This window comes from Kitasatospora sp. NPDC056327 (assembly GCF_042261735.1).
Taxonomy (GTDB): Bacteria; Actinomycetota; Actinomycetes; order Streptomycetales; family Streptomycetaceae; genus Kitasatospora.
The window spans coordinates 1-9,272 of the sequence record NZ_JBHJRC010000318.1; the positions used below are offsets into that span (position 1 = coordinate 1).

At 76.5% G+C, this 9,272-nt stretch carries 6 protein-coding genes; 5 read left to right on the top strand and 1 reads right to left on the bottom strand.

Translation table 11 applies throughout. The features are described 5' to 3' along the window. Nucleotides 1–68: 68 nt before the first annotated feature. Nucleotides 69–2,846, bottom strand: a complete 2,778-nt coding sequence (locus ACFCX4_RS31075) for a SpoIIE family protein phosphatase (protein ID WP_376149748.1) — start codon at nt 2,844–2,846, stop codon at nt 69–71. Between the two features lie 244 nt (nt 2,847–3,090). Here ACFCX4_RS31075 and ACFCX4_RS31080 point away from each other — a divergent pair, with 244 nt between their 5' ends. From ACFCX4_RS31080 to ACFCX4_RS31100, 5 genes are all read left to right on the top strand, one after another. Beyond that, nucleotides 3,091–4,263, top strand: coding sequence for a rhodanese-like domain-containing protein (locus ACFCX4_RS31080; protein WP_376149751.1), 1,173 nt, complete (start codon nt 3,091–3,093; stop codon nt 4,261–4,263). A gap of 150 nt (nt 4,264–4,413) precedes the next feature. Continuing rightward, on the top strand, nt 4,414–5,082 hold the full coding sequence (locus ACFCX4_RS31085; RefSeq protein WP_376149754.1) for a DUF5819 family protein: 669 nt from the start codon (nt 4,414–4,416) through the stop codon (nt 5,080–5,082). Nucleotides 5,083–5,208: 126 nt separating this feature from the next. Further along, on the top strand, nt 5,209–6,294 hold the full coding sequence (locus ACFCX4_RS31090; RefSeq protein ID WP_376149757.1) for an HTTM domain-containing protein: 1,086 nt from the start codon (nt 5,209–5,211) through the stop codon (nt 6,292–6,294). A gap of 10 nt (nt 6,295–6,304) precedes the next feature. Then, nucleotides 6,305–8,452: an FUSC family protein gene (locus ACFCX4_RS31095; RefSeq protein ID WP_376149760.1), complete on the top strand. Its 2,148-nt coding sequence runs from the start codon at nt 6,305–6,307 to the stop codon at nt 8,450–8,452. Between the two features lie 48 nt (nt 8,453–8,500). Next, entirely contained in the window at nt 8,501–9,265 is a 765-nt protein-coding gene (locus ACFCX4_RS31100; RefSeq protein ID WP_376149763.1) for a TrmH family RNA methyltransferase, read from the top strand. Nucleotides 9,266–9,272: the final 7 nt, after the last annotated feature.

A 9,272-nucleotide genomic window follows, 5' to 3' on the forward strand; every position in this document is an offset into this window, starting at 1 on the left:
CAGCAGGGTGTGCCACACGCTGAGCACGTCCGTCCTTCCGGGCAGCCTGGGCGGGCCGGAAGGGCGGGTCAGAGGGGCAGTTCGAACCAGACGACCTTGCCGACGGCCTTGCGCGCGGTGCCCCAGCGGTCGGCGAGCTTGGTGACCAGGGTGAGGCCGCGACCGGTCTCGCCGAGCTGTTCGGCGGGCTCCAGCGACGGCAGGTTGTGGTTGTCGTCGCTGACCTCGACGAGCAGCTTGTCCACCCGGATCAGCTGGAGCTGGACCCGGTCCCGGGCGACCCGGACGGCGTTCGTGACCAGCTCGCTGACCAGCAGCTCGGCGGTGTCGCCGATCGACTCCAGGTGCCAGGCGGCCAGCTGCTCGCGGACCAGGGCGCGGGCCCGGCCGACCTCGCGGTCGTCGACGGTGAGGTCCCAGGTGGCGACCTCGCTCGGCGCGACCCCGTCGAAGCGGGCCACCAGCAGGGCGACGTCGTCCTTGCGGTCGTCCGAGTGCAGCCGGTCCAGGACCACGTCGCAGGCCTGCTCGGGGCTCTGCCGGGGATCGATCAGATTGCCGCAGAGCGCGGCCAGCCCGGCCCCTATGTCCCCGCCCCGGACCTCGACCAGGCCGTCGGTGCAGAGCACCAGCATCGAGCCGTCCGAGACGTCGATGGTCTTGGCGACGAACGGGACCCCGCCGACGCCGATCGGGGCGCCGGCCGGGATCTCCAGCAGCTCCCCGGTGCCGTCCGGATGGACCAGGACCGGCGGGACGTGACCGGCACTGGCGAGCTCGCAGGTCCGGTTGATCGGGTCGTAGACCGCGTACAGGCAGGTGGCGAGGTGGTCGTCGCCGAGCTTGTGGGCCAGGTTGTCCAGATGGCGCAGCAGCTGGCCGGGCGGCAGGTCCAGGGCGGCGAGGGTCTGCATCGCGGTGCGGAAGCGGCCCATCGCGGCGGCCGAGTGCAGGCCGTGGCCCATGACGTCGCCGACCACCAGGGCGACCCGGCTGCCGGGCAGCTGGATCGCGTCGAACCAGTCGCCGCCGACCTCGGCCCGGGAGTCGCCGGGGAGGTAGCGGTGGGCGATCTGGACGCCGGGGATCTGCGGCGGGCGGGTCGGGATCATCGAGCGCTGGAGGGTGGTGGCGACCCGGGACTCGGCCCGGTGCAGCCGGGCGTTGTCGAGCGAGAGCGCGGCCCGGGCGGCCAGCTCCTTGAGGGTGGCGGCGTCGCCCTCGTCGAAGGGGCCGCGGTCGGGGAGGCGGAGCAGCTTGAGGATGCCCAGCACGGTGCCGCGGGCGGAGAGCGGCACCACGAGCATCGAGCGGCCGGAGACCACCGGGACGAGTTCCGGGCCGCCGAGCGCGGCGGCGTAGTCGACGGCGACGTCCCGGGCGATCACCGGGACCAGCACCGGCTGGTTGAGCTGGAGGGCCATCCCGGGCGGGGTGCGGCGGGGCATGGCGACCAGGGAGCCCTCGGCGAGCACGTGGTCCCACTCGCCGCCGGACTCGTTGCGGGCGAGGGCGACCCGGCGGAGCATCGTGTCGTCGTCCGGGCGGGCCTCGGGCAGCTCGGCGTCGGAGATCAGGCCGTCGACGAGGTCGACGCAGGCGAAGTCGGCGACCCGGGGGACCAGCACCCGGCACAGCTCGTGGGCGGTGAAACCGAGGTCGAGGGTGGTGCCGACCTTGCCGCCGACCTCGTTGAGCAGGGCCAGCTGCTCACCGGCGTGGCCGTTGGTGAGGAACGGGCCGAACCGGCCGGCCTGCGGCGCGGGGGCGGTCGGCGGGGCGGCGGGGGCGGGCACGGCGGGCGGGGGGACCGGTTCGCCCGGGTGGGTCCGGTGCCCGTTGGCGGAGGGGCCGACGGCGGTCTGCTCGATGGTGGTGCCTCCTCTCGGAGGGGCGGGGACGACCGGGGCGGTGGCCGGGGTGCCGAGGGCGGCGGCGGCCGGGGCGGGGGTCTGGGGCGCGCCCGCCCGGTCGGCGGCGGTCCGGTCGGCTGCCTCGCGCTGGACGGGCAGCGGGCCGGCCGGACGGCGGCCGGGCGCGGACTGCTCGGGCTGCGGCGGGGGCCCCAGCCGGGCGGTGCGCTGCTGGGCGGTCGGATAGCGGCGGCCGATCCCGGCCGCGGCGTGCGCGGTGCCGGCCGCCGGGTCGGCGGGGCGGACCGGCAGCACGGTGGCCGGGTCGAGCCGCAGGCCGGGCAGTCCGGCCCGGGCGAGGGCGGCCAGCAGCGCACCGCGGCGTTCGGCGGAGCCCGGCAGCAGGGCGGCGAGCGGGTCGGGGACCGGCCGGCCGGGGGCGGTCAGCGCGGCGGAGAGCCGGTGGAAGCCGCCCAGGGCACCGGCTGCGGCGGCGAACGGCAGCAGCCGCGCACCGAGTGCCAGCCGGGGGCCGGCCGAGCGCAGCGGGCGGGCGTCGGCGGCCAGCGCCAGCAGTCCGCCGGCCGGGCCGTCCACCGGGTAGGCCCACCAGAGCACGTCCCGCAGGTGCTCCTCGCGGTCGATCACGGGCAGCTGCCCGGCCCAGGCGGCCCCGCCGGCGGTGGATCCGGCGAGGGCGGCGAAGGCGTCCCGGTGGCGGCCGCCGGCCACCGCCGGGGTCCGGCCGGGCCCGCCGCGCGGTTCGGCGGCGGGCAGCAGTCCGGCGGCCGGGCGGTCGTGGACGGTCTCCGCGCGGTGTCCGAACAGCTCCTCGGCGCCCCGGCTCCACCGGTCGATCCGGCCGCCGCGGTCGATCAGCACGAGGGCGAGCCGGACCAGGGCGACCACCTCCGGGGGCTGGTCGCCCGGTTCGGTGCCGGGCCCCGGGTCGGTGCCCGCCGGACGCGGTGTGGAGTTGGGGTCGTCCACCATGGATTCGGTCCGCTCCCGCCTGGCCGCCATGTCGGGAGACGGCCGTTTTCTCCGGAGGAAGGCAAGCTGTGCGGATACCAGCGAAGCACGGACGGGCCGGGACCCGATAGCGAAACGGGGAGATTCCTCGGTATCGGTTGCGTGTCACGGGCCGCGCGCCGTCACGCACTCCCCGTCCACCCCGCCACGCGGCGGTGCGCGCGGACGGTAGGGTCGCAGACCGGTACGCAGGAGGAGGCGAGAGGTGACCGCGCAGATCCCCGTCCGCTGGACGGATCCGGAGCAGCAGGAGCTGGAGGAGCGGGTCGCGGGCGCCGAGCTCGCCTGGCTCACCATGGACGTCGACGTGCGGACGCTGCGCGTCGAGATCGACAACTTCGCGCTGATCCACCACCAGCTGCTGGGGCCGCTGTACGCCCGGCTGGACGAGCTGGACGCGCTGCTCGCCGAGGCCGTGGCCGCGCGCACCGGCGACCCGGAGGACCGGCGGCGGGCCGGCGAGGCCCGGCAGCGGGTCGACGACCTGCCCGACCTGGACGCGCTGTTCGACAGCGTCCGGGAGCGGAGCGCCCAGGACGAGACCCCGCCGCCGCCCGCCGCCCCCGCCCGGGTGCGGCCCGGCCGGGACGCCCAGCGGATCTACCGCGAGCTGGTCCGCCGGGCCCACCCCGACCTGTCCACCGACCCGGACGAGCAGGACCGCCGGGCCGCCTTCCTGGCCCGGGTCAACGAGGCCTACGCGTACGGCGACACCGGTGCGCTGGAGGCGCTGGCCGCCGAGTGGTCCAGCGCGCCCGAGGCGGCGCCCGCCGCCGGCTCCCCCGACCGGCCGGGCTGGCTGCGCCGCCGGCTGGAGTGGCTGACCGGCCGGATCGGCGAACTGGCCGCCGAGCAGGTCCGGCTGGAGCGCAGCGCGATGGGCGAGCTGCTCGCGCTGGCCCCGCAGGACCCGGACGGCCTGCTGACCGAACTGGCCGAGCAACTGCTGGCCAGGGCCGCCGCCCAGCAGGCCGAGCTGGAGCGCGTCCTCGGCGCCCCGCCGGTGGGGGACAATGGCGGGGCCGATTCCGACGCCCGGGAGAACCAGACGATGTTCGCGCAGATCCCCACCACCGACGCCGCCTCCGTGCCGGCCGACGCCGCCCTGCTGGACGTCCGCGAGCAGGACGAGTGGGACGCCGGTCACGTCGAGGGGGCGCTGCACATCCCGATCGGCGAGGTGGTCGCCCGGATCGGCGAGCTGCCCGACGAGCGGCTGTACGTGCTCTGCCGGGTCGGCGGGCGCTCCGCGCAGGTCGTCCAGTACCTGGTGCAGAACGGCCGGGACGCGGTCAACGTGGACGGCGGGATGTTCGCCTGGGACGGCGCGGGCCGTCCGATGGTGAGCGGCGACGGCCGGGACGCCTTCGTCCTGTAGGTCCCGCCCCCGGACGGTGCCGGGCGGTTCGCGTCCGGCGCCGCGGAGGAACCCGGGAACGGGGGGCCCGCCGCCGCGGGGATTAGGGCAGGATGGGCGCGCGACCGGGCCGGTGCGGTGCCGGCCCCACCCGTTCCCCCGGGGGAGTTCATGGCCGAGAGCGCCGAGAGCACGGACCCGCAGCCCGTCCGCCGGGCCTGGTCGGCCCCCGCGCGGACCGTCCTGGGAGCGGCGGCCGCGCTGCTGGTGACGGTCACCGGGGGGTTCCTCGGCGCGGTCTTCCTGCACGTCGCGCCCGCCAACCCGCTCTCCCGGGAGTACCGGGAGCAGGTGGACGGCCTGGTCTACCCGGAGTTCGAGCAGAACTGGAAGCTGTTCGCGCCCAACCCGCTGCAGCAGAACGTCGCGGTGGACGCCCGGGTGCGCACGGCGTCGGCGGACGGGGAGTCCCGGGTCCACGACTGGGTCGGACTGACCGCGCAGGACATCGCCGCGATCCGGGGCAACCCGGCGCCCAGTCACGCCGACCAGAACCTGCTGCGCCGGGCCTGGGACTTCTACGACGGCTCGCACAGCGCCCAGGACGAGTCGGCGACCGGCACCCGCGGGCAGCTCGCCGAGGAGTACCTGAAGCGGATCGCGGTGCAGCGGATCGGCCGGAGCGTGGACGGCGCGCCGGTGGTGGCGGTCGAGCTGCGGGTGACCACGACGACGGTCGCGCCGCCGCGGTGGAGCGACGAGCCGGCGCCGCCCGCCCCGAAGGTGCGGGAGCTGCCCTGGTGGCCGGTGGCGGACGAGGACCTCCGGGGGCTGCGGTGAGCGGCGCGACGCCCGCGGGGACCCCGGAGCGGCTGCTGGAGGGGATCCCCCGGCAGTCCGGCCCCGGTCCCGGCCACGACGGCCACGACGGCGGCGGCCCGGGCGTTCGGGGTGTTCTCCGGCCGGGTGCTCGGACGTCACCAGGCGGCGACGGTGCGGATCGGTTTCGGGCTGGTCTGGCTGGCGTACCTGCTGCGCGAGTGGCCCAACCGGCGGCTGCTCTACGGCGACACCTCGCCCTGGTCGGCGGAGCTGGCCGGGCGGCTGCTGGCCGACAACCGGGCGCTGACCGTGCTGCCCTGGTTCGGCGGGCGGTTCTGGTTCGAGCTGGTCTACCACCTGGCGGTGCTGGCCGCGCTGGCGGTGCTGCTCGGCTGGCGGACCAGGGCGGGTTCGGTGCTGTTCCTGGTCACCGTGCTGTCGCTGCAGAACCGCAACGTCTTCCTCGGCGACGGCGGCGACAACATCGTCCACCTGATGGCGGTCTACCTGGTCTTCACCCGGTGCGCCGAGGTGTGGTCGCTGGACGCCCGGCGGGCCGGGGCCGGGCGGGACGGTCCGGCCGGGCCCGCACTCTGGGCCGTGCTCGGAGCGCTGCTGCTGGTCTGTCAGCTGGGCGGCTTCGCCGGGACGGCCCTGGACTGGACGTCCCCGGTGTTCCCGTACGTCGGCTGGGCGCCGCTGTTCTGGGGCCTCTGGGCGGTCGCCGGCCTCTGGTGGTTGGTGGACGGGGCGGCGCCGGACGGCGAGACCCGGGCGGTGCTCGACGCGCTGGCGACCATGGTGCACAACTGCGCGATGCTGGTGATCTCCGTCGAGGTGGTGCTGATCTACGCCACGGCCGGCTGGTACAAGGTGCAGGGTTCGCGCTGGCAGGACGGCACCGCGCTGTACTACCCGCTCCACCTGGACTACTTCACGCCCTGGCCCGGGCTGTCCGGGCTGGTCGGCGGGGCGCTGCTGCCGGTGTTCCTGGTCTCCTACGGGACGGTGCTGCTCCAGGTGGCCTTCCCGTTCACGCTGGTCAACCGGAGGGTCAAGAACGCGCTGCTGGTGGTGATGATGGCCGAGCACCTCGGGATCGCGGTGCTGCTGGGGCTGCCGGTGTTCTCGCTGGCGATGATCGCGGCGGACGCGGTGTTCCTGCCGACGGCGGCGCTGCTGTGGGCCGGGGAGCGGGTCGCGCGGATCCGGCCGGGGAGCCGCCACTAAGCTGACCGGTATGTCCTGGTTCGCCGCGCTTCGAGACACCGCGCGGACCGGACTGACCATCGACCGGGCGCTCACCGACCCCAAGCGCGCGGTGCGCGGTGCGCTGGCCGTGGCGCTGGTGCTCTTCCCGACCCTCGCGATCTGGGACGCCCGGCTCGCCACCTCGGCCGCGATGGGCGCGTTCATCGCCGGGACCGCGACCTTCCAGCGCAGCTTCCGGCCGCGGGCGACGCTCGCGGTGGCCGCCGGGACCGGACTCGGCGTCAGCACCTTCCTCGGTTACCTCGCGGCCGGGGTGACCGGACTGTTCCCGGTGCTGCTGGCGGTCTGGGCGTTCGGCGCCGGGCTCACCTGGGCGATCGGCCCGACCGCCGGGGTGGTCGCCGCCAACACCCTGTCGGTGATGCTGATCGTCGTCCAGCTGCCGGTCAGCCCGCTCACCGCGCTCGGGCACGGGCTGGTCTGCGCGCTCGGCGGCGTCGTCCAGGCACTGGTCATCACGGTCTGGCCGATCGGCCGGTGGACCGCCCAGCGCGAGGCGCTCGCCGACACCTACGCCGAACTCGCCGACTACGCGCGCCGGCTGCGCCAGGACCCGACCGCGCACGTCGATCCGGCGCCGTTCATCGAGGCCCGCCAGGCCGCCGAGCTGACGCCCTGGCAGGACCGTCACCGGCCGCCCGAGCTGCGCGGTCTGCGCGGGATCGCCGAGCGGATCCGGCCCGCCCTGCCGGCGATCGCCGACCCCAAGATCGGCGCCCCCGAGGAGGGGCCGGAGCGCGACCGGGCCCGGGAGGTGCTGGCGGCCGCCGCCGAGGCGATGGACGCGCTGGCCCGGGCGATCCGCACCGGCGACCCGCTCCAGCTGCCCCGGTCGGCCCCGGCACTGACCCTGGTCGCCCGGACCGAGGGGCCGGAGCTGCGCGGCGCCGCCCGGCGGGCCGCGCGCCGGCTGGCCGGGCTGCTCCGCAAGGCCTCGGACACCCTCGACCGGAGCTCCGAGGACTCCATCGACACCCCCGTCGTCCGGCCGGGCGGCACGCTGCGCAAGCCCCCGCTGATCCGGATGCTGCCGACGGCGCTGCGCGCGGTGCGGCGTCAGTTCCAGCCGCACTCGGCGGTGTTCCAGCACGCCGTGCGGCTGTCCGGGGTGGTCACCGTCGCCTATCTGCTGGCCCGGCTGGTCGGCTTCCAGCACGGCTACTGGGCGCCGATGACGGCCGCGATGGTGATGCGGCCGGACTTCGCGCAGACCTACAGCCGGGGCGTGGCCCGGCTGGCCGGGACGGTCGTCGGGGTGGCGGTCTCCACCCTGGTGGTGCAGCTGGCCCGGCCCGGCGAGTGGGTGCTGGCCGCGCTGGCGGTGGTCTCGATCGGCGGCGCCTACCTGACCTTCCGCACGGGCTACGCGGTGATCACCGTCTGCATCTCCTCCTACGTGGTCTTCCTGCTCGGGCTCCAGGAGGGGAACCCGCTGGTCACGGCGGTGGAGCGGGTCGGTCTCACGCTGCTCGGCGGGTCGGTCGCGCTGCTCGTCTACGCGCTCTTCCCGACCTGGCAGACCGCCCGGCTCGGCGAGCGGCTGGCCGAGTGGCTGGCCGCCGCGGGCCGGTACGCCGCCGAGGTGATCGCGGTCTACGGGCGGCCGGCGGAGTCGCCCGGACGGGAGGTCCGCGCGGCGCTGCTGGACTCCCGGGAGGCGCGCTCGGAACTGCTGCAGGCGATGCAGCGGGCCGACGCCGAACCGGGCCGGCACGCCTCCGGGCTGCCCGGGGTGAGCCGCCGCCAGCTGGACCGGGCGCGGGCGGCGGTCGGCCACCTCGGGCGGGTCGCCGTCCTGCTGGAGGCGCACCTCCCCGGCGCGGACGCCGACCCCGTCCCGGGGGCGGCCGAGTTCGCCGAGGAACTGCGGCTGGCCACCGCGCTCGCGGCGGGTGCGCTGCTGACCGGGCAGCCGGTGGAGTTCGGTGCCGTCCGGGAGGCCCAGGAGCAGCTGGAACGGCGGCTCGCCGGGAACCCGGCCGGGGTGCAGGGGGACGTGGTGCGCTCGGGCACCCGGCTGCTGCTGCAGGCGCTCAAGGACCTCGAACGCGCGCTGCGCGGCGGCGGCACGGCGGCCTCCGCCGAACGGCGCGAGCCGGAGCCCACCGGCCGCTGACCCGGCGGGCGGCGTCCGGGGCCGGCCGGGGGTGGCAGAGTGGGCGGGATGAACGAGGAACTGCTGCGCTCCTGGCGGGCCGGCGCCGAGGAGCCGGGAACGGTCCTGCTGGACGGGTTCCACCCGCTGAAGCACGCGCTGCGGTTCGGCGGCGACGTCCGGCGGGTGCTGACCGCCGACCGGGCCGCGCTGCTGGCGCTCGCCGCCGGGCTGGCCCCGGACGTCGTGCCCGCGCTGGACGGGCTGGCCGCCGAACTGCCGGAGGCCGCGCTGCGGACGCTCGCGCCCCGGCTGCACCCCACCGGGGTGATCGCGCTGGCCGTGCGGCCCACCGCGGAGGCCAACCGCGCCGCCCTGGCCGTCCGGCCCAGGACGGCGCCGGTCGTCCTGCTGGAGAACCCGCGCAACCTGGGCAACGTCGGCGCGGTGATCCGGCTCGCGGCCGGCTTCGGCGCGGCCGGGGTGGTCACCACCGGTGAGCTGGACCCCTGGCACCCTGCGGTGCTCCGGGGCAGCGCGGGACTGCACTTCGCCACCGCCGTCGAGCGGCTGGACCCGGCGGAGCTGCCGGCCGGTCCGCTCTGCGTGCTGGACCCGGAGGGCGCGGACATCCGGACGACGGCCTTCCCGGACGACGCGGTGCTCGCCTTCGGCACCGAACGGCACGGCGTCTCGGCGGAGCTGCGGGCGCGGGCCGACCGGCTGGTCGCGGTGCCGATGCGGGCCGGGGTGTCCAGCTTCAACCTGGCGACCAGCGTGGCGATGGGGCTGTTCCACTGGATGTCCGGACGCCCGCCCGGCGCACCGGTGTGAACCGGCC

Bases quoted from the DNA above. Each gene is read 5' to 3' on its own strand.
- ACFCX4_RS31100 (WP_376149763.1), top strand. From the start codon at position 8,501: ATGAACGAGGAACTGCTGCGCTCCTGGCGGGCCGGCGCCGAGGAGCCG.
- ACFCX4_RS31095 (WP_376149760.1), top strand. From the start codon at position 6,305: ATGTCCTGGTTCGCCGCGCTTCGAGACACCGCGCGGACCGGACTGACC.
- ACFCX4_RS31085 (WP_376149754.1), top strand. From the start codon at position 4,414: ATGGCCGAGAGCGCCGAGAGCACGGACCCGCAGCCCGTCCGCCGGGCC.
- ACFCX4_RS31075 (WP_376149748.1), bottom strand. From the start codon at position 2,846: ATGGTGGACGACCCCAACTCCACACCGCGTCCGGCGGGCACCGACCCG.